This is a genomic window from Phreatobacter cathodiphilus, assembly GCF_003008515.1.
Classification (GTDB): domain Bacteria; phylum Pseudomonadota; class Alphaproteobacteria; order Rhizobiales; family Phreatobacteraceae; genus Phreatobacter; species Phreatobacter cathodiphilus.
In genome coordinates, this window is sequence record NZ_CP027668.1 from 3,776,733 (window position 1) to 3,796,793 (window position 20,061).

General features: G+C 71.1%; 16 protein-coding genes. 10 read left to right on the top strand and 6 right to left on the bottom strand.

Annotated features, from left to right (window positions below; all coding sequences use genetic code 11):
• Nucleotides 1–18: 18 nt before the first annotated feature.
• Genes C6569_RS18080 through radC form a run of 3 tightly spaced genes read right to left on the bottom strand, consistent with a single transcriptional unit; the run spans nt 19 to nt 3,755 of the window.
• Nucleotides 19–2,598: a ligase-associated DNA damage response DEXH box helicase gene (locus tag C6569_RS18080; RefSeq protein WP_106750187.1), complete on the bottom strand. Its 2,580-nt coding sequence runs from the start codon at nt 2,596–2,598 to the stop codon at nt 19–21.
• Between the two features lie 50 nt (nt 2,599–2,648).
• On the bottom strand, nt 2,649–2,984 hold the full coding sequence (locus tag C6569_RS18085; protein ID WP_106750188.1) for a hypothetical protein: 336 nt from the start codon (nt 2,982–2,984) through the stop codon (nt 2,649–2,651).
• 42 nt (nt 2,985–3,026) lie between these two features.
• Nucleotides 3,027–3,755 carry a RadC family protein gene (gene radC, locus C6569_RS18090; protein WP_106750189.1) on the bottom strand — a complete coding sequence of 243 codons (729 nt, stop codon included), beginning with the start codon at nt 3,753–3,755 and terminating at the stop codon, nt 3,027–3,029.
• A 158-nt stretch (nt 3,756–3,913) separates the two neighbouring features.
• Between radC and acuI the strand changes: the two genes are divergently transcribed.
• The 5 genes from acuI (at nt 3,914) to olsA (ending at nt 8,222) form a co-directional block, all read left to right on the top strand.
• Nucleotides 3,914–4,900: an acrylyl-CoA reductase (NADPH) gene (gene acuI, locus C6569_RS18095; protein WP_106750190.1), complete on the top strand. Its 987-nt coding sequence runs from the start codon at nt 3,914–3,916 to the stop codon at nt 4,898–4,900.
• Between the two features lie 60 nt (nt 4,901–4,960).
• Nucleotides 4,961–5,431 carry a hypothetical protein gene (locus C6569_RS18100; RefSeq protein WP_106750191.1) on the top strand — a complete coding sequence of 157 codons (471 nt, stop codon included), beginning with the start codon at nt 4,961–4,963 and terminating at the stop codon, nt 5,429–5,431.
• An 89-nt stretch (nt 5,432–5,520) separates the two neighbouring features.
• Entirely contained in the window at nt 5,521–6,873 is a 1,353-nt protein-coding gene (locus C6569_RS18105; RefSeq protein WP_106750192.1) for a TAXI family TRAP transporter solute-binding subunit, read from the top strand.
• A 70-nt stretch (nt 6,874–6,943) separates the two neighbouring features.
• Nucleotides 6,944–7,369, top strand: coding sequence for a Fur family transcriptional regulator (locus C6569_RS18110; protein WP_106750193.1), 426 nt, complete (start codon nt 6,944–6,946; stop codon nt 7,367–7,369).
• Nucleotides 7,356–8,222 (top strand): lyso-ornithine lipid O-acyltransferase, encoded by an 867-nt coding sequence (gene olsA / locus C6569_RS18115; protein ID WP_245898147.1) that lies wholly within the window; start codon nt 7,356–7,358, stop codon nt 8,220–8,222. Before C6569_RS18110 ends, olsA begins: the two co-directional genes overlap by 14 nt.
• A gap of 15 nt (nt 8,223–8,237) precedes the next feature.
• On the opposite strand, the gene addA is transcribed toward olsA, so the two are convergent.
• Nucleotides 8,238–11,678: a double-strand break repair helicase AddA gene (addA, locus tag C6569_RS18120; protein ID WP_106750194.1), complete on the bottom strand. Its 3,441-nt coding sequence runs from the start codon at nt 11,676–11,678 to the stop codon at nt 8,238–8,240.
• The gene (gene addB, locus C6569_RS18125; RefSeq protein WP_106750195.1) at nt 11,675–14,740 is read right to left on the bottom strand and encodes a double-strand break repair protein AddB; all 3,066 of its coding nucleotides are present in this window, start codon (nt 14,738–14,740) and stop codon (nt 11,675–11,677) included. Before addB ends, addA begins: the two co-directional genes overlap by 4 nt.
• A gap of 193 nt (nt 14,741–14,933) precedes the next feature.
• Here addB and C6569_RS18130 point away from each other — a divergent pair, with 193 nt between their 5' ends.
• Nucleotides 14,934–16,550, top strand: a complete 1,617-nt coding sequence (locus C6569_RS18130) for an ABC transporter substrate-binding protein (RefSeq protein WP_106750196.1) — start codon at nt 14,934–14,936, stop codon at nt 16,548–16,550.
• A 217-nt stretch (nt 16,551–16,767) separates the two neighbouring features.
• Here C6569_RS18130 and C6569_RS18140 read toward each other — a convergent pair whose 3' ends face one another.
• The gene (locus C6569_RS18140; RefSeq protein ID WP_215905762.1) at nt 16,768–17,679 is read right to left on the bottom strand and encodes an NAD(P)-dependent oxidoreductase; all 912 of its coding nucleotides are present in this window, start codon (nt 17,677–17,679) and stop codon (nt 16,768–16,770) included.
• 87 nt (nt 17,680–17,766) lie between these two features.
• On the opposite strand from C6569_RS18140, the gene C6569_RS18145 reads away from it, so the two are divergent.
• Genes C6569_RS18145 through C6569_RS18160 form a run of 4 tightly spaced genes read left to right on the top strand, consistent with a single transcriptional unit; the run spans nt 17,767 to nt 20,014 of the window.
• On the top strand, nt 17,767–18,315 hold the full coding sequence (locus C6569_RS18145) for a phosphonopyruvate decarboxylase (RefSeq protein WP_106750198.1): 549 nt from the start codon (nt 17,767–17,769) through the stop codon (nt 18,313–18,315).
• Nucleotides 18,312–18,902 (top strand): thiamine pyrophosphate-dependent enzyme, encoded by a 591-nt coding sequence (locus tag C6569_RS18150; protein ID WP_106750199.1) that lies wholly within the window; start codon nt 18,312–18,314, stop codon nt 18,900–18,902. Before C6569_RS18145 ends, C6569_RS18150 begins: the two co-directional genes overlap by 4 nt.
• Nucleotides 18,902–19,675, top strand: a complete 774-nt coding sequence (locus tag C6569_RS18155) for a HesA/MoeB/ThiF family protein (protein WP_106750200.1) — start codon at nt 18,902–18,904, stop codon at nt 19,673–19,675. Before C6569_RS18150 ends, C6569_RS18155 begins: the two co-directional genes overlap by 1 nt.
• Nucleotides 19,676–19,717: 42 nt before the next feature.
• Nucleotides 19,718–20,014 (top strand): nucleotidyltransferase family protein, encoded by a 297-nt coding sequence (locus tag C6569_RS18160; protein WP_106750201.1) that lies wholly within the window; start codon nt 19,718–19,720, stop codon nt 20,012–20,014.
• Nucleotides 20,015–20,061: the final 47 nt, after the last annotated feature.

Consider the following 20,061-nt stretch of genomic DNA (forward strand, 5'->3'; position numbering starts at 1 on the left):
CAGATCCGAATCGATTTCTCAGTCGTCGCGGGTCAGGCCGGCTTCGGCGAGAAGCGACGCTTCCGCCTCGGCCAGAAGCGCCTCGCCGGCCTCGCCATAGACCGGCTCTCGGCCGATCTCCAGCATGACCGGCACCGCCAGAGGCGAAACCCGTTCGAGGTCACTGTGCACGATTCGCCCGCGAATGCGTGACAGCATCTGACCGAGCCGGCCGATGTCGAGGAGGCCGGTCGCCGCGTCCGCCCGTGCCGCCCGCAGCAGCAGGTGGCCGGGCTCGTGCCGGCGCAGCACGTCGTAGACGAGATCGGTGGAGATGGTGACCTGCCGGCCGGTCTTCTCCTTGCCGGGGTGGCGGCGCTCGATGAGGCCGGCGATCACCGCGCAGGTGCGGAAGGTCCGCTTCATCATCTGGCTCTCGTCGAGCCAGGCCTCCAGGTCGTCGCCCAGCATGTCCTCGTCGAACAGGGCGTCGACGGAGAGGTCGCCGCGCCGGATCGCCGCGCCGAGATTGGCCAGGCCCCAGACCGAGAGGGAATAGTCGTTGGCGACGAAGCCCATGGGTCTGAGGCCCCGCCGCTCCAGGCGCCGCGTCAGCAGCATGCCGAGGGTCTGATGGGCGAGCCTGCCCTCGAACGGATAAGCGACGAGGTGAAAGCGGTCGCCGCGCGGAAAAGTCTCGACCAGAAGCTGGTCGCGCCCCGGAATGATCGAGACCGCCCGTTGAAGCTCCAGCCATTCGGCGACCTGCGCGGGCAGCTTCCGCCAGTCCGCAGGTTCCGACAGCATCCGCCTCACACCCTCGGCGAGAAAGGTCGACAGCGGGAACTTGCCGCCGGCATAGGCGGGCACTTTGGGCTCGCGCGATGCCGAGCGCGCCACATAGACCTCGTTTTCCACCAGCGCCTCGTAGCGCAGCACCTCGCCCGAGAAGACGAAGGTGTCGCCGGGCACGAGGCCTTCGACGAAATATTCTTCCACCTCGCCGAGCACCCGCCCGCCGCGCAGGGGTCCGGTGGGACCGTTCGCGGCCGCGCGGGCGCTGCGCACCAGCCGCACCTTCAGCATGGGCGACTCGACGATCGTGCCGACATTCATACGGTAGCGCTGGGCGACCGACGGATGGGCGACGCGCCACAGACCCTTCTTGTCCTTCCGGATCTTGGCGAAGCGCTCGTAGGATTTCAGCGCGTAGCCGCCGGTGGCGACGAAGGCGATGACGTCCCGGAAGGTCGCCTCGTCCAGCCCCGCGTAAGGCGCGGCCGACCGCACCTCCTCATAGAGCGCCGTCTCGTCCACGGGCCCGGCGCAGGCCATGCCGAGCACGTGCTGGCAAAGCACGTCGAGGGCGCCGGCGCGCAGCGGCTCGGTGTCCTGCGCCCCCCGGTCGATCGCCTCCAGCGCGGCGCGGCACTCCATGACCTCGAACCGGTTGGCCGGCACGAGGACGGCCCGGGAGGGTTCGTCCAGCCGGTGGTTGGCCCGCCCAATCCGCTGCATCAGGCGGCTCGACCCCTTGGGTGCGCCGATGTTGAGCACGAGGTCGACGTCACCCCAGTCGATGCCGAGATCGAGCGAGGAGGTGCAGACCACCGCCTTCAGCTTGCCCGCGGCCATGGCGTCCTCCACCCGCCGCCGCTGCGCCACGTCGAGCGAGCCGTGATGCAGGGCGATGGGCAGGTTCTCCTCGTTGATGGTCCACAGCAGCTGGAACAGCATTTCCGCCTGGCTGCGGGTGTTGACGAAGACCAGCGTCGTCCGGTGCGCCCGGATGGCCGCATAGATCTCGCCCGCCGCGTGGCGCGCCGAATGGCCGGCCCAGGGCAGCCGTTCCGCCGTCTCCAGGATCGACACGGCCGGCGCGGCGCCCGCCGCCGCCATGACCACCGCGGCGTCCGCCACCCCCGGTCGTTGCGACGTCAGGAACCGCGCGAGGTCGGCCGGGTCCTTCACCGTCGCCGACAGGCCGACGGTCTGCAGGTCCGGCGCGAGCGTGAAGAGCCGCGCGAGGCCGAGAGAGAGGAGATCGCCGCGCTTCGAGGTGACGAGGGCGTGGAGTTCGTCCAGCACCACCCGCTTCAGCGAACCGAACAGAAAAGGCGCGTCGGCGGAGGCGAGCAGCAGCGCGAGCTGCTCCGGCGTCGTCAGCAGGATCTCCGGGGGGTCGGAGCGCTGGCGCTGGCGTTTGGAGGCGGGCGTGTCGCCGGTGCGGGTCTCGATGCGGATGGCGAGGCCCATATCCTCCGTCGGCGCATAGAGATTGCGGGCAACGTCCACCGCCAGCGCTTTCAGCGGCGAGATGTAGAGCGTGTGCAGGCCGCTCCGCCGTGGCGGCGGCGTTCGCCCCACCGGCGTCGCAGCTTCGGCCGCGGGCCGGCGCGCCGGCTTCTCCGCGAGCTCCACCAGCGAGGGCAGGAACCCCGCCAGGGTCTTGCCGGCTCCGGTGGGCGCCACCAGCAGGGCGGAGCGGCCCTGCCGGGCCAGCCGCAGCAGGTCGAGCTGATGGGCGCGGGGCGCCCAGCCGCGGGCCGCGAACCAGGCACCGAACCTCTCGGGCAGGAGCAGCGCGTCGCTCAGGTCGGCATCATCTCGCGCGGACATGCCGACAGAACTAAACAAGAACAGCCCGGAGGGAAAGGGTCGGACACGCCTCAGGGGCAGGCCCAGGGCAGGAAGGTGCTGGCCATGCCGGCATTCATCGCCCGGACGGTGAGGACGTTTGAGAGGTCGATCTCCCGCTGCGAGCGCGGGCAGATCCGCTCCGGGCCGGTGCAGCCGCCGGCGATGAACCGCTCATGGGCCGCCAGGAAGTCCGCGGACAGACCCTCGCGCCCCTGCCGCCTCAACGCGTCCTCGGACGCCTGGCGATAGCGATGGCATTTCTCCTCTCCCCAGCTCCGCGTCGGCGCGGATCGGGCGAGGGCTCCGCCGGCGAAGACGACGAGAACGAGGGCGGCGAGGGCCGGCAGACGGACGGAAGCGGTCATGCCGCTCCTCTGCCGCTGCCCTGCGGCGGGATCAAGGCCGTCTCACGCAATCAGTTTCAGCGCCCGGAAACTCGCATGGCCGTCCCGCCCGACGATGATGTGGTCGTGCACGGCGATCCCCAGGGGACGGGCGATGTCGACGATCTGCTGGGTCATGAGGATGTCGGGTCGCGACGGCGTCGGATCGCCCGAGGGATGATTGTGCACGAGGATGACCGCCGTCGAGGACAGTTCCAGCGCCCGTTTCACCACCTCGCGCGGATAGACCGGCGTGTGATCGACCGTCCCTTCGCCCTGCACCTCGTCGGCCAGCAGCGCGTTCTTGCGGTCGAGATAGAGCACGCGGAACTGCTCGCGCTCGGAGAAGGCCATGGCCGTGCGGCAATAATCGATCAGGGCCGTCCAGGACGAGAGGACGGGCCGGCGGGCGATCTCGGCCCGCCCCATGCGCAGCGCGGCCGCATGGACGAGTTTCAGCTCCGTCGTCACCGTCGCGGTCACGCCCTCCACCTCCGACAGACGCACTTCGGGCGCCGCCACGACGTCGGCGAAGGAGCCGAACCGCTTGAGGAGCGCCTTGGCGAGGGGCTTCACGTCGCGCCGCGGAATGGCGCGGAACAGCACGAGTTCCAGGAGCTCGTAATCCGCCAGGGCGTCGGCCCCGGCCTCGCGGAACCGGTTGCGCAGGCGTTCGCGATGGCCGTGGAAATGCGGCGCCTCGGAAAATCCCTGAGGGTCGTCGGCCGCAGGCGCGGTGCTGTCGATGGCCATGGCTCCATTCCCTCAGGCGACGGTAGCCGACAATGGCCGGCGGCAGCCCTCCGGTTGTTTCCGGATGCGATGCCATCGGTCCTTCGACGGATCGGCACCCGCTTGCCCTCGGCGGCCCGGCGGTGGACTGTCGCCGCCGCGAATAAGGAGAGAATGCGATGGGTACGTTCAGGGCGGTCGTCGTCACCAAGACCGAAACCGGCACACAGGCGGAACTGACCCGCTTCGACGAGGCCGACCTGATGGAGGGCGACGTGACGGTGCGGGTCTCGCATTCCACGCTGAACTACAAGGACGGCCTGGCGCTGACCGGCAAGGCGCCCGTCGTGCGCCGTTTCCCGATGATCCCCGGCATCGACTTCGCCGGCATCGTCGAATCCTCCTCCCATGCCGATTTCAAGCCCGGCGACGCGGTCATCCTCAACGGCTGGGGCACGGGCGAGACCCATCTCGGCGCCTATGCCGAGAAGACCCGGGTCAAGGGTGACTGGCTGGTGCCGCTGCCCGCCGGCCTCACCGCCGCCGAGGCCATGGCCGTCGGCACCGCCGGTTATACCGCCATGCTCTGCGTCATGGCCCTCGAACGCCACGGCATCACCCCGGAGCGCGGCCCCCTGGTGGTCACCGGCGCCGCCGGCGGCGTCGGCTCCGTCGCCACCGCCCTTCTCGCCCGCCGCGGCTACCATGTCGTCGCCTCCACCGGCCGCCCGCAGGAGGCGGACTACCTGAAGTCGCTCGGCGCCGCCGAGATCATCGACCGCGCCGAGCTCTCCGGCCCCGGCCGGGCTCTCGGCAAGGAGCGCTGGGCCGGCGGCATCGACTCGGTCGGCTCGCACACTCTCGCCAACGTCCTGTCGATGACACGCTACGGCGGTGCGGTGGCCGCCTGCGGCCTCGCCCAGGGCATGGACCTGCCGACCACCGTCGCGCCCTTCATCCTGCGCGGCGTCTCTCTGCTGGGCGTCGATTCGGTGATGGCGCCGAAGGCTCTGCGGCTCGAGGCCTGGTCGCGGCTCGCCGCCGAACTCGACCGCGAGAGCCTGGCGCGCCTCACCTCCACCATCCCCCTCGAAGGGGTGATCGAGGCGGGGAGCGCCATTCTCGAAGGCCGCATCCGTGGCCGCGTGGTGGTCACGATCGACTGACACGGTGTCCGGAACGGGGACCGCGCCGCGGCGTTGACCCGGTCAGGACAGGAACGACCGATGCCGCTCACGCGCCGGGCCGCCATGGCCCTCCTTCTCGGCATGGCCGCCCTCGCAGGGCGGCCACAGCCCCTGCTCGCCCAGGCTGGCTATCCCCCGCCGGCACCGGGCATGGCGCCTCCGTCCTTCGGAGAGCCTACGCGCCAGCATTTCGAGATCCTGCGCCAGCAGGAGAACGACCGGCGATCCTTCGACACCTTCCAGCGCGGCCAGCAGCGCGAGACCGACCGCAACCTCGAGATCCTGCGGCGCCAGCAGCGCGACCAGCAACGGATTCGCGACGCCGACAGGGCCCAGGGCCGCGCCGCCGACGAGGCGCGCACCGCGCCGGGCCGGCAGGTCCAGGGCCGGCCCGCCCGCAGGACGCTCAGCGAGGCCGAGCGCGAGCGCATCAACCGCGCGGCGCGACGATCGGGCTCCCTCGGCACGCCCTCGATCATGATCGAGGATCCGCCCCGCCGCCGTCGTTGACGACGGTCGGGCAGCAGCATCGGGGGCGGCCCGCAACGGTAGATTTCGCACCGCAAAAGAGCCATGATCGCTGCGGAACCTGACACTCCATGTCCCGCACCCGCCTCGCCGCCCTCTCGATCCTCTGCGCCCTGATCGGCTGCGCCGCTCTGGTGACGTTCTGGTACAACCGCCCGACGACGGTCACCATCGCGGTCGGGCCCTCGGGATCGGAAGCGGCGCGGCTGATCGATGGCTTCCGTCTCGCCCTGCAGCGCGAGCGTTCCAGCGTGCGCCTGCGGCTCGTATCCTCCGATTCGCCATCCGACAGCGCCGCCCGGCTGGAACGCGAGGATGTCGATTTCGCCATCGTCCGGGCCGACATCTCCATGCCGCCCTCGGCCATGGTGGTCGCCGTCTGGCAGCGCAATCCGGTGATCCTATCCGCTCCCGCCACGGCCGGCATCGAGCGCTGGACCGATCTCGGCGGCAAGACCATCGGGGTCATGGGGCGCGGTGTCGGCTACAACATCCGGCTGATCCAGACGATCCTGCGCGAGCACGGCGTCCAGCCTTCCACGGTGCGCATGGTCGAGGTCCTGCCATGGGAGACCGCGGACATCTTCCGCAAGAAGCAGATCGAGGCGCTGGTCACCGTCGGCCCGCCCTCCTCCAAGCCGGTGGCCGACGCCCTGTCCGGCCTGGTGCGCGAGACGCCGGACGGCAAGGTGATCCTCGTGCCCGTCCGCGAGGCCGAGGCGGTGGCCGACCGCGTCGCCTACCTCGAATCCATGGACGTCATCGCCGGGTCCTTCGGCTCCAACCCGCCGCGGCCGGCCGAGAACTTCCCGACCCTCGGCGTCGTCCATTATCTCGTGGCGCGCCGCGGGGTTGATGATGCGGTCGCCTCCGAATTCACCCAACAGCTCTTCACGCTGCGCCCGGCGCTCGCCGCCCAGCACCCGGCCGCCAACCGCCTGGAGGTGCCGGACACGGAGAAGGGCTCCTCCGTCCAGGTCCATCCCGGGGCGCTCGCCTATCTCACGGGCGAGCAGAAGACCTTCGTCGAGAAATACAGCGACTATCTCTATCTCGCCATTTTCGGCCTCTCACTCGGCGGCTCGGCCGTTGCCGCCGTCCTCGGCTATTTCGGCCTCGGCCGCCGCGACAAGGACCCCGGGCACCTGCCCGAGGTTCTGATGATGCTGCGCCAGGTGCGGGCCACCGACGACAACGACGTGCTCGACGAGATCGCCCACCGCGCCGACGACATCTTCGTCGAATCGATCGAGGCCTCGAAGCGCCCGGATTTCGATTCCAGCCAGTTCGCCACGCTCACCCTCGCCCTCGACCGTCTCAACGCCTCCATCGCCGACCGGCGCCGCACCATCGCGATGATGGAGGATGTCGAGGAGGAGGAACAGCCTCCGGCACCCGTGGCGGTGACCATCGCCCGGGGGTGACGAGGCGGGCCGGCAAAGCTATAGGATCGGTCCGTCGCCGCTGAGGAGGACCGTGGTGGTAGCGCCCCGGATGGAAAGCCGGACCAGTTCGATCGAGGAGGCCTGCATCGCCAAGGGGATGCGGATGACCGATCAGCGCCGCGTCATCGCCAGGGTCATCGAGGCGGCGGCCGACCATCCCGACGTGGAGGAGCTGCACCGCCGGGCGGCCTCGGTCGATTCGAACATCTCGCTGTCCACCGTCTATCGTACGGTGAAGCTGTTCGAGGATTCCGGCATCATCACCCGCCATGCCTTCGGCGACGGCCGGGCCCGCTACGAGACCATTCCGGAGGCCCATCACGACCACCTGATCGACCTGCGGTCGGGCCGGGTGGTCGAGTTCCAGTCCGAGGAGATCGAACGCCTGCAGGCCGAGGTCGCCCGCAAGCTCGGCTATCGGCTGGTCGACCATCGCCTCGAACTCTATTGCGTGCCGCTCGATGAAGAATCCTGACAGGCCGGGCACCGAGTTCGGGCGCGGAGGCCCCAGCGTCTTCGATACGATCCGCGCCCTGGTCTGGCTCGCGCTGATCATCGCCGCCGCTCTGGTGCTGCTGCCGGCGCAGATGATCGCCCACGGTCTCGGCCTCTCTGCCCGGCGCACCATCCCGATCCTCTTCCACCGCATCGTGCTCAGGGCGCTCGGCGCCAGGATCACCGTGCGCGGCGAGCCGACCTCCCACCGCCCCGCCCTCTTCGTGCCCAACCACGTCTCGTGGATGGACATCATGGTGCTGGGCGCCTTCGCCCCCCTCTCCTTCGTCGCCAAGTCCGAGATCGCGACATGGCCGCTCTTCGGCTATCTCGCGCGTCTGCAGCGCTCGATCTTCGTCGACCGCGACCGCCGCCACACCACCTCCCGCACGGCGGAGGAGATGATCGCGCGCATGCGCGAGGGCGAGCCCGTGGTCCTCTTCGCCGAGGGCACCTCTTCCGACGGCAACCGTGTCCTGCGCTTCCGGCCCGCCCTGGTGGGAGCCGCCGAGAGCCTGGCGCGCGCCACCGGCGAGACGGTCTGGATCCAGCCCATCGCCCTCGCCTACCGCCGCATCAACGGCCTGCCCGCGGGCCGCCAGCATCGCCCCCGCATCTCCTGGGTCGGCGACATCGAGCTGGTGCCCCATGCCTGGGCGCTGCTCAAGGACGGTGCCGTCGACGTCGATCTCATCTTCGGCAATCCCGTGCCCTTCGATCCCAGCGCCGACCGCAAGGCCATCGCTCATTTCCTCGAACAGCGCGTGCGCGGCCTGCATGCCTCCGCCCTCACCGGCAAGGAGGAGAACCTGCCGCCGCTCGCCGCTCTCTGACGGCTGCTGTCCGGCTCAGGCGAGGCCGAGCTGCGCGAGCATCGCGTCGAGACTTTCGGCGGGGACCGCCATCACGTCCGGCAGCGTCGTCCAGATCAACCAGGCCTCGACCGGCCGGCCCGGCACGATGCCGGCGAGCAGCGCCCGGTAGATGGCGAGCTGCGCGAGATAGGCCTCGGGCACGTCGTCGAGGCGGACGGGCGCCGGGACGTTGGTCTTGAAATCGGCGATGATCACCCGCTCCGGCGTCACCAGGAGCCGATCGATCTGGCCGGAGACCGGCTTGCCGCCGAGCCGCCCGGCGACCGGCACCTCCGCCCGGCTTCCCGGGCCGAACAGGCCCGCCACGCGCGGATCGGTCATCACCCGCATCGCCTCCTCGGCGAGACGCGCCGCCTGCTCGTCCTCGATGTCGCTTTGCGCCGCGAGGAAGCGGCCGGCGGCTTCCGCCCGCCTGTCGAAGGGCAGGTCGGGCAGGGACTGCAGCAGCCGGTGGACGATGGTGCCGCGGCGCATCGCCGCCTCGCGGCTCGTCGAGGCCTCGCGCGAGCGGGCCGGACCCGCCTCGCCGCCGAAGCCCGACGGCGTGAGCGCCCGCGGTGGAACGGCGACCGCGGGAGCCGGCCGGACGAGCCAGTCCGGCAGCGCCGTACGGCCCGCCGGCGTCGCTGCGGAGACGGCAGGCGCGTCCGCGGCGGCGGCGACCGGCCCGTTGCGCCAGCGTTTCACCACGCCGTCGCCGTCGTCGGCCGGCTCCTCCACCGCCTCGCTGCCGATGGTCCGGTCGATGATGTCGTACCAGACGTCCGGGCTCGGCTTTTTCGGCCGGGCGCCGCAGACGATCAGCCGGTCCGCCGCCCGCGTCATCGCCACGTAGAGCAGGCGACGGTATTCCTCCGCCTGCGCGTCGCGGCTCATCCGGCGCGCTTCCGCCACCAGCGGCGTATCGGCCTTGGAGGCCGGCGACCAGACGAGGCGCGGCGGCGAATCGGCCGGCGCATTGGCCGGGCGGATGGCGAAAATCTTCGGGTCGTGGCTGCCGCCCGGCTTTCCCATCGTGTCGGCGAGAAAGACGATGTCGGCCTCGAGGCCCTTGGCGCCGTGGACGGTCATGACGCGCACCTCGTCGCGGCCGAGCTCCATGTCGCGCTTCACGTTGACCTCGCTCGCGCGCATGGCGGCGAGGAAGCCGCGCAGCGTCGGGATGTCCGTCGATTCGAAGGCCAGCGCCATGGACATGAATTCGTCGAGGGCGTCGGCCGCCTCCGATCCGAGCCGCGCCAGCATGGCCCGCCTGCCGCCGTCGCGCGCCAGAACCCGGCCGTAGAAGGCAGCCGGCGACAGCGCCAGGGCTTCGTCGCGCCAGCCGGCGAGGCGGGTGGCGGCGGGGTGCGCGTCTTCGGCCAGGGCGTCCCAGAGCGAGCCGGTGCGCCCCGCGGCGATCTCCAGCAACTCCTCCTCGCCCATGCCGACGAGCGGGCTCTTCAGCACGGCGGCGAGCGACAGATCGTCGTCGGGCGTCAGCAGGCAGTCGCCCAGCGCCAAGAGATCCATCACCGCTATATGCTCGCCGAGCACCAGCCGGTCGGCACCGGCCACCGGCACCCCGGCATTCTTCAGCGCGCGGATGATGCTCTCGAAGATCGGCCCGCGCCGCCGCACCAGAACGAGGATGTCCCCCGCCCGGATCGGCCGGTCGCGGTCCGGCAGGCGGTGTCCCTGGTCGAGCCAGAGCCGGACATGGCGGGCGATCCGCGCCGCCAGCCGCTCGGCGGCGTCGCCGAGGGTCGGCGCGTCGACCGGCGCGGTCCAGGGCGAGCGGTCCTCGGCGCTCTCCGGCTCGGTGGCGGGCCAGAGTTCCACGAGGCCCGGCGCCGCCTGGCGCGCCGCCTCGTGCGGCGTCAGCGGTCCCGGCGTGAAGGACAGGCCCTTGCGCGCCTCCTCGTCGGCGAAGACCCGGTCGACGGCGCTGAGCACGGCGCGGGTCGAGCGGAACGAGAAGTTGAGTCGGATCTGCCGTTCGAAGGGCCGTTCGGCCGCGGCGAACCTGCGGGCGAAGTCGTCGCGCAGGCTGCTGAAGTTCTGCGGCACCGCGCCCTGGAACGAATAGATCGATTGCTTCTCATCGCCCACGACGAAGAGCGTGCGCGGCATGCCGCGCGCGCCCTCGCCCGCCGTGAACTCCTCGATCAGGGCGCCGACGATCTCCCACTGGTCGGGGCTGGTGTCCTGAGCTTCGTCCACCAGCACGTGGTCGATGCCCTGGTCCAGCTTGTAGAGGATCCACGGCGCCGAGCCGTTGCGCAGCAGATCGCGCGTGCGCACGATGAGGTCGGCGAAGTCGAGCGCCCCGCGCGCCGCCTTTTCCGTCTCCACGCGCTCGCAGATCGCTTGCGCCAGGGTGAGCAGCGCCGCCGTGCCGTCGCGAAGCTGCGCCGCCTTGCGCTTCTGCCGCAGCTCCGCGAGCCGCGCCCTTTCTCGCTCGAGGAGGGCGCAGAGGGCCGGCTCGCGCGTCGCCACCGCCTTGGTGACGAGCCTTTGCCTGGGGTCGCCATCGGCCTTGAGGAAGATGCGCTCGTAGAGCTCCGCCCGCCGTTCCGGCATCCGCTCTGCCTCGCGCAGCGCCGCCGCCACGCCGGTGTCGGAGGCGGCGGTGGAGAGGTGCAGCAGCGTTTCGGCGACGCCGGCCCATTCGGACGGCGGCAGCTCCGCCTCGGCGACGATGGCCGCGGCCAGCGCCGCCTCGGTCTCGCCGGGCAGCAGGCCGAACAGGTCTCCGAGCGTGCCGATGGTCCGCTCGAGGCCGCCGCGGGCCGCGATGTCCGCCTCCATGGCGTGGCGGGCGGCCAGGGCCTCTCCGAGCAGGTCGTCCACCGTCGAATCGGCGGCGACCGTGGAGAGATAGGCGAGCGCCTGCCCGGTCCGCCCGTCGGGTTCGGCAGCGGCCTCCAGCAGGATGGCGAGCTTGGCCCGCCGCACCATCTCCTCGTGCTCGCGCTCGTCCAGGACGGTGAACTGCGAGGCGACGTTTGCCTCGAAGGGGAATTGGTGCAGCACGCGTTCGCAGAAGGCGTGGATCGTCTGCACCTTGAGGCCGCCGGGCGTCTCCAGCGCCTCGGCGAAGAGCCGGCGCGCCCGGCGCAGCGTCGCGGCGTCGTGGTTCTCGCCGTCGAGGGCATGGAGGGCGTCGCGCAGCGTTGCGTCGTCCATCACTGCCCATTGCCCGAGCAGCTCGAAGACGCGGTTGGCCATGGTCGCCGCCGCCGCCTTGGTGAAGGTCAGGCACAGGATGGCGCCCGGCGGCGTGCCGGCCAGCATGAGCCTGACGACACGGCGCGCCAGCACATAGGTCTTGCCCGACCCGGCATTGGCCGAAACCCAGGCGGAATGGGCGGGATCCGAGGCCCGCCGCTGGGCGAGGACGGCTTCGGGCGGGGCTGAGAGGTTGCGGCTCATTCGCCCTCTCCCGTCCCGGTGGACCATTCCTTGACGCGGGCGAGATGGGCGTAGTCGTTCGACCGTCCGCCGACATATTGCGGCATGGCCCAGGAGAGATAGCCGCGCCGCTCGTCCTCATAGGCGGCGACGAGCTGTTTCAGCCCGGCCAGGGTCTCGGCCACGAGGCCCTCCACGTCGCCGCCCGTGACCTTGACGGGAGAGAACTCGCCGGCCGGGTCGCGGCCGCCGAGCTTGGCATAGACCAGGGCGGAGACGATGAGGTCGGGGTGCAGCTCGGCGAACCCGCCGGCCTTCAGCACGGCCGCTTCCAGCGCCAGCTGCGGTGCCAGGCCGGCATTGACCTGCGGATTGCTCGGCACGCTGCCGGTCTTGTAGTCGACGATCTCGGCCCGTCCGTCCTCCGTCACGTCGATGCGGTCCGCCTTGGTCGTCAGCCGGAACACCCGGCCCGCCGGCGTCTCGAAGTCGAGGTGGCCGGATCGCTCCGCATGGGCGGCGGCGAAGAGCTTGCGCCGGTCGGCGTCGGCACCGGCGAACCAGGCGGCGATGCGCAGGTAGCGCGGCCACCACACGGCCCTCACCGAGGGATCGTCCCAATAGGGCCGGAAGGCGTCGCGGCCGAGGGCGACGAGGCGGGCGACGGGATCGGCCACCGGGCCTGCCGAAGCCTCGCGGGTATAGGCGTCCAGCGCGCCGTGGATGACGATGCCGCGCTCCACCGCGCCGGGCACCTGGTCCAGCGCCTCCAGCGCCCTGAGCTTCAGCACGTGGCGGGCATAGACGGCATAGGGGTCGCGCTGCAGCGTCTCGATCTCGGTGACCGAAAGCCGCGTCGGCCGGAGCGCCAGGGGCGGCGCCGGGTTCGGCCGCGCGATCGGCCGCGGCCGCTCCACCGCGTCGAGCGCCTGCGCGAGCGCGAGGACCTCGTCGCCGCGGGCGCGAAGCCCCGTCCAGACTTCTTCCCCGAGCACCACGGCGAGACGCTGCATCCAGCGCGAGGGCACGGTCGGCACCCCGCCCGCCTTGGTCGCCCGCGTCAGCACCACCTGCCGCTGGCCGAGGAGCTGGCAGAAGTCGTGGGCGGCGAGGCCGACCCGGCGCTCCGGCGGATCGATGCCGAAACTCGCCCGCATCGCCCGGTTGAGCCAGGGATCGAGCCGCGTCTGGCCCGGCCACGAGCCCTCCACCAGGCCGGCCAGCACGACGCAGTCGACGTGGAGGAGGCGGGCCTCGACGAGGCCGAGGATGCGGATCCGCGCCCCCGGATTGGCCGGTAGGCGGATGGTCTCGGTCTGCATCAGCGCGTCGAGGGCGGCGGGATAGTCGTCGCGCGTCAGGGCGAAACCGGCCGCGGGCGGCGAGGCCGCGAGATCGTCGAGCAGGGCGAGAACGGCCTCGGCGCCGACCGCCGCATCGTCGAGGACGAGGCGCCGCATCACGTCCCGATGTGCTTCGGCGAAGGCGGCGATGGGCGCCCGGCGGTCGAGGCCGGCCAGCGGCTCCAGCGCCGCGATGGTGCGGTCGAGCAGCTCCCGCCCCGCGGCGAGGCCTTCCGCGGTGACCCGGCTCGCCGCGTCCTCGGGCCGGGGCCGTCCGTTCGGCAGGGCCTCGTCGAGCAGCCGGGCGAAGCCGGAGAGCCCGCCGGTCGGCCTCAGGCCCCGGAGCGCCCTGAGCTCAATCGCGGCGATGGCCGCGTCGCGCCCCGCGGGGTCGTCGCAGGCGAGCGCCGGATGGGCGAGGAGCGCCAGGAGGTCGGGCGGCGCGGGCTCGCCGAGGGCGAGCGCCGCCGAGAGCCGCGCCACCGTCGCCGCCGGGGTGCCGGAGAGCGGCTGGCCGCCGGAATCGTCCACCGCCACGTTCCAGCGGGCGAGTTCGGCGACCACGCGCCTGGCCAGCGCCCGGTCCGGCGTCACCAGGGCGGCGTCGCGGGTGGGATTTTCCGCCAACTCGCGCAACACCACGGCGATGGCGAGCGCCTCCTCGCGCTCGTTGGCCGCCTCGATCACGTTCAGCCCCGCCAGCGCCTCCTCGGCGACGGCGGGCCGGGCCTGCGCCCACAGGTCCGTGGTCGCCGCCGGTCGCATGGCGGCGGAGACCAGCGCCTCCCGGCCGAAGGCGGCGGGCGGCGCCAGCGCCTCCACCGCCTCGCGGTCGATGCCGACATGGGCGACGAGGCGCTTCAGACCGAATTGCGGGTGGGCGTGGCCGGCCGCGCCCGGCGTGCCGCCGATCGCCTCCCACGAGGCCCTGTCGAGGTCGGTGTCGAGGCCGGGCAGGACCAGGGCCCCGCGCGGATGCTGCGCCACCATGCGCAGGAGGTCGCGCGTCGCCGGGATCGAGCCCGTCGAGCCCGCCGCCACCAGCGGGCCGGGCGTCGCGGCGAGGCGGATCGTCTCGGCGGCGATGATCCGGTCGCGGCGGATCGCCGGCTCCTCCTGGCCGAGTGCGGCGAGGTGGGCCGGCCAGTGGTCGCGGGCGATGGCGAGGAAGGCGCGCGTGATCTGCCAGAACTCGTCGAGCCCGGCATCGACGATGCCGTCGAGGTTTGACCAGGGCACCCGCTCGGTCGCTACCTGGTCCATCAGCCGCATCAGGTCGGCGGCGAGCGACAGGGCGTCGGACGTGGCGGTGGAGACGATCAGCGGGTCGTCGCCCTTGAGCCGCATCACCGCCCGGTCGACGCTCTCCGCCCAACGCCTGACGAGCGTCGCCAGCGTCAGTCGCCGGTCGAGCCCGGGCATGGCCGGGCCGATGGCGGCGAGGCCGAGGACGTCGAGCGGCATCGGGTCGGCGAAGGCCCATTCGTCCTCGTCGACGTCGCCGATGGGCGTGATCCGCGGCAGCAGCACCGCGCCGCCGGGCGTCAGCTCTGCGAAGATGTCGCGCATGGTCCGGCAGGCGCGCCGGTTCGGCAGGAGAACGGTGCCGGCCGCGAGCGACAGGGGATCGGCGGGGTCCGGCCAGCCGGGCACGACCCGGCCGGCCAGGATCGCCTCCGCCAGCGTCCGCAGATGCGGACGCGAGGCGGGAATCGTCAGCACGCGCGGATGAATCGCCATGTCGCAGTGGTGCCCCGCCGCGCCGGTCCCGGCAAGGTTGCCCTGCCCAGAAACATGGCACTGCTGCCATTTGTATGGGTGTTGATACCACGGTTCCTGCCCAGGGCCTGACCAACCGCAGCGCACAACTTCATCTCGACAGATGTTGCACTGCAACTAGCCTCTGCGGGTCCTTCAGCCCCGGAGAGTGTCCATGAGCCTCGATCGTCTCGACCGCCGCGACCTGATGAAGGGTCTCGCCGCCGCCTCGGGCCTGGCCCTGCTCCCGGCCGGTGCCGCCCAGGCCCAGGAGAAGGTGATCCGCTACGGGATTTCCATGGCCGACATTCCGCAGACGACCGGCCAGCCGGACCGCGGCGCCGGCGGCTACCAGTTCACCGGCCATACGCTCTACGACCCGCTCGTCGCCTGGGAGATGAACGTCGCCGACCGGCCCGGCAAGCTCGCGCCGGGCCTCGCCACCAGCTGGGCGACCGATCCCGCCGACAAGACCAAGTGGGTCTTCAGGCTGCGCGACGGCGTCAAGTTCCACGACGGATCGGCCTTCGATGCCGACGCGGTGGTGTGGAACCTCGAGAAGGTCCTCAACCCGCAGGCGCCGCATTTCGACCAGCGCCAGTCCTCGCAGGTGCGGGCCCGCCTTCCCTCCGTTGCGAGCTGGCGCAAGGTCGACGCCATGGCGGTGGAGATCACCACCAAGACGGTCGATTCCTTCTTCCCCTACCAGATGCTCTGGTTCCTGATCTCCAGCCCCGCCCAGTTCGAGAAGGTCGGCCGCGACTGGCAAAAATTCGCCCTCCAGCCCTCGGGCACCGGCCCCTTCCGCCTCGGCCGCCTGCAGCCGCGCGAATTCGCCGAACTGGTGCGCAATCCCGACTACTGGGACAAGACCCGGCTCGCCAAGGCGGACCGCATCATCCTGTCCTGCCTGCCCGAGACCATCACCCGCACCAACGCCCTGCTCGCCGGAACGGTGGACTTCATCGAATCGCCCGCCCCGGACGTCATGCCGCGGCTGAAGCAGGCGGGCTTCCGCCTCATCGACAACGTCACCCCGCATGTGTGGAACTACCACCTCTCGACCCTGCCGGGCTCGCCCTGGACGGATGTCCGCACCCGCAAGGCGGCGAACCTCGCCATCGACCGCGCTTCGGTGGTGGAGCTCATGGGCGGCCTGGCCAAGCCCGCCTACGGCCAGGTCGACCGGTCGAACCCCTGGTTCGGCAAGCCGATCTTCGAGATCAAGTACGACGTCGACGGCGCCCGCAAGCTGATGCGCGAGGCCGGCTATTCCGCGTCCAACCCGTTGAAGACGCAGTTCATCATCGCCTCCTCCGGTTCGGGCCAGATGCTGTCGCTGCCGATCAACGAGCTCTGCCAGCAGATGTTCAAGGAGGCCTTCATCGAGATCGACTTCAAGGTCGTCGAGCTCGAGCCGCTCTATCAGGCCTGGCGCCAGGGCGCGGCGCACGAATCGCTGCGCGGCATCACCGCCAACAACGTCGCCTATCTCACCTCGGACCCGCTCTACGCCTTCATCCGCTTCTTCCATTCGGGCCAGGTCGCCCCGGTGGGCGTCAACTGGGGGCACTACAAGAACGCCGAGGTCGACCGGCTGATCGACCAGGCCCTCGCCACCACGGCGGAAGCCGAACAGAACGCCCTGATGGCGAGGGTCCACGAGAAGGTGGTGGACGATGCCCTGCTGGTCTGGGTCGTGCACGACACCAACCCGCACGTCGCCACGCCGAAGGTCTCAAGCTACGTCCAGGCCCAGCACTGGTTCCAGGACCTGACGACGCTGGGGTGAGGCGCGGTCGGACCCGACGGCGCCGACCGTCACCCCCTGCGGGGCCGAAGGCGCGCGTTGGTCATCGTCATGGCCGGGCTTGGCCCGGCCATCCACGACTTGAGCACTACGGTTTGAAGCGAATGCGTGGATGCCCGGGCCAAGCCCGGCCATGACGGGTTGAGGTTCAGGAGGCAACGAACGGCCTTGGCGCGCCTCCTTGTGCCCGCGAGGACCCTCACGCAGGCGGGGTGTAGCCCTTCGGCAGGCGGGCGCGCTCGATCTGCGAGAGGTCGCAGGCGACGTCGACCATGGCGGAGAAATCGTTCTGCCCGTAGCCCCGGGCCCGCGCCTGGGAGAAGGCCTCCCTTGCCGCCGCCGCCACCGGAACCGGCACGCGGGCGGCGTTGGCCGCCTGGACGATGAGGGTCAGGTCCTTGTGGGCGAGGTCGATGGAGAAGCCCGGCTCGGTGTCGCCCGCCAGCACCTTGTTCGGCCAGTTGACCTTGAGCTGCCCGTTGGTCGCCGTCGTGCCGTAGAGCACGTCCAGCGTCTTCACGAGGTCGAGGCCGAAGCGCTGCGACAGGGCCAGCGCCTCCGCATTGAGCTGGCAGAGGATGATGGCGAGGTAGTTGTTGACGAGCTTCATCCGCGTGCCGGCGCCGGGGCCGCCGGAATGGTGGATCGTCGTGCCCATGGCGTTGAGGAGCGGCAGCACGCGCTGGAAGTCCGCGTCTTCGGCGCCGACCATGAACAGGCTCTGGCCACGGTCGGCGTGCCAGGCGAGGCGGCCGATGGGCGCATCCACGGCGGTCATGCCGCGCCGCCGGGCCTCCTCGTGCAGCCGGTCGGTGGTGTCGGGATCGATGGTGGAGAGGTCGAGGACGAGCGTGCCGGGCTTGGCGTGATCGAGCACGCCGCCGGGCGCCAGGATTACCTCGCCCACCTCCTTGCCGGTGGGCAGCACGGTGACGACGATGTCGCAGGCGGCGGCGATCTCGGCCGGCGTGCCGCGCTTGGCGCCGAGCGCTTCGAGCGCGGCCATCGGCGCCTCGACGACGTCGTGGACCATGAGCGAAAAGCCCTTGGTCTGCAGGTTCGAGGCCATGCCCCGCCCCATCTTGCCCAGTCCGATGAATCCGATGGTCATGCCTGTCCTCCCGATTGTCGTCTTGTGTCGCTGCGGGAGCGGCGTCATGGTCCGCCCCTCGCGAAGGACGCGGAGCCTAGCCAGCGGATGAACGCCTTGCACCCTCAAGCTTTGCATGCCTCGCCCGCCGGATGGCCCGGCGACATCTTTTCGGCGCTGAAGACGGCCGGCGTCCGCCAGGTCGCCTATGTGCCGGACGGTGGCCACGCCGAGCTCATCCGCGCCGTCCATGCGGACCCGGCGATGGTCGCCATTCCGCTGACCACGGAAGAGGAGGGCGTCGCCCTCGTCTCCGGCGCCTGGCTCGGCGGCGACCGCGCCTGCCTGCTCATGCAGTCCTCCGGCGTCGGCAACTGCATCAACATGCTCTCGCTGGTCCGCAACATGGGCGGGCCCTTCCTCACCTTCGTGACGATGCGGGGCGAATGGGGCGAGTTCAATCCGTGGCAGGTGCCCATGGGCACCGGCACGCCCGACGCCTTCCGCCTGATGGGCGTGCACGTGCTGCGCGCCGACCGGCCCGAGGAGGTTGGCCCCGCCACCGCCGCCGGCATCCGCATGGCCTATGAGGGCGGCAGCGCCGTCGCCGTGCTCCTCGCTCAGCAGCTCATCGGCGCCAAGGTCTTCGTGAAATGAGCACGCCCGTGAACCGCCTCGACCGCCGCGCCGTCGTCGCCCGCCTCTTGAAGGACCGCGGCGAGGCCATCGTCGTCACCGGCCTCGGATCGCCGACCTACGACGTCGCCGCCGCCGGCGACCACGACCGCAACGTCTATCTCTGGGGCGCCATGGGCGGCTGTGCCGTGATGGCGCTGGGCATCGCGCTCGCCCGGCCGGACACGCCCGTCATCGCGGTGACCGGCGACGGCGAGATGCTGATGGGGATCGGCTCCTTCGCCACCATCGCCATGCAGGCGCCGAAGAACCTCACCGTCGTCGTCCTCGACAACGGCCTCTACGGCGAGACCGGCGGCCAGGCGAGCCATTCGGTGGTGGCCGACCTCGCCGCCATCGCCGGCGCCTCCGGTATCGCCGATGCCCGGGCCATCGACGCCATGGGCGATGTCGAGACGCTCGCCGGGCGGGCGACCGCGCTCGGCAACGGCCCCTGCGTCGCCGTGGTCAGGATCGAACAGGCGGAGCTCGAGCGGGTGCTCCCGACCCGCGACGGCCACGCCATCCGCGCCCGCGTGCGCCAGTCCCTGGGGCTCTCGATCGACTGATGTTCTCACCCGAGGAACTCGAGCGCTACGCCCGCCACATCGTCCTGCGCGAGGTCGGCGGGCCCGGCCAGCAGAAGCTGAAGGCATCGCGGGTCCTGGTGATCGGCGCCGGCGGCCTCGGCGCGCCGCTCCTCCTCTATCTCGCCGCGGCCGGCGTCGGCACGATCGGCATCGTCGACGACGACGGCGTGGCGCTGTCGAACCTGCAGCGGCAGGTCATCCACCGCACCGAGGACGTCGACGTCCTCAAGACCGAAAGCGCCGCCAACGCCATCCGGCGGCTCAACCCCCATGTCGAGGTCGTCTCCCACGTCACCCGCCTGACCGCGGCGAACGCCCGCGACCTCGTCCGCGGCTACGACATCGTCGCCGACGGCTCCGACAATTTCGCCACCCGCTATGCGGTCTCCGACGCCTGCTTCCACGAGGGCCGGCCGCTGGTGACGGCGGCGGTGGGCACCTTCGACGCGACGCTCACGACACTCCGCCCGCACGAGAAGGCGGCCGACGGCACGCCGAACCCGACCTACCGCTGCCTCTTCCCCGACGCGCCGCCGCCGGGGACCGTGCCTTCCTGCCAGGAGGCCGGCATCCTCGGCGCGCTCACCGGCATCGTCGGATCCATGATGGCGCTCGAGGTCGTGCGCGAGATCGTCGGCTTCGGCGAAGGGCTCGTCGGCCGCCTGCTGATGATCGACACCCGCGCCATGCGCTTCGAGACGGTGCGCTACCGCTGGGACCCGGACAACCCGCTGAGCGGGACAGCTCGCTGACGCCGTGTTGATGACATCCGGCGGTTTCGCTACGCTTCTTCTATGGACAAGGCCGAAATCCTCGATGTCCTGAAGCGGAATGAGGGCGAGCTCCGCCGCCGTGGCGTTCGCCACGCCGCGCTGTTCGGCTCCGCCGCCAAGGCTTCAGCCGCGCCGTCGTCCGATATCGACATCCTCCTCGACATCGACGCCACCTTCCCCATGGACGTATTCGCCTATGCCGGCGTGGTCGGCTTCGTACGCGACCTCTTTCCCGCTCCCGTAGACGTGGCCAACCGACAGGCGTTGAAGCCACACCTGCGTGCCGAGGTCGAGCGCGACGCGCTCTATGCCTTCTGACCGCAGCCTGGCGGCGCTCTGCGATATCCGCGACAGCATCCTGTTCG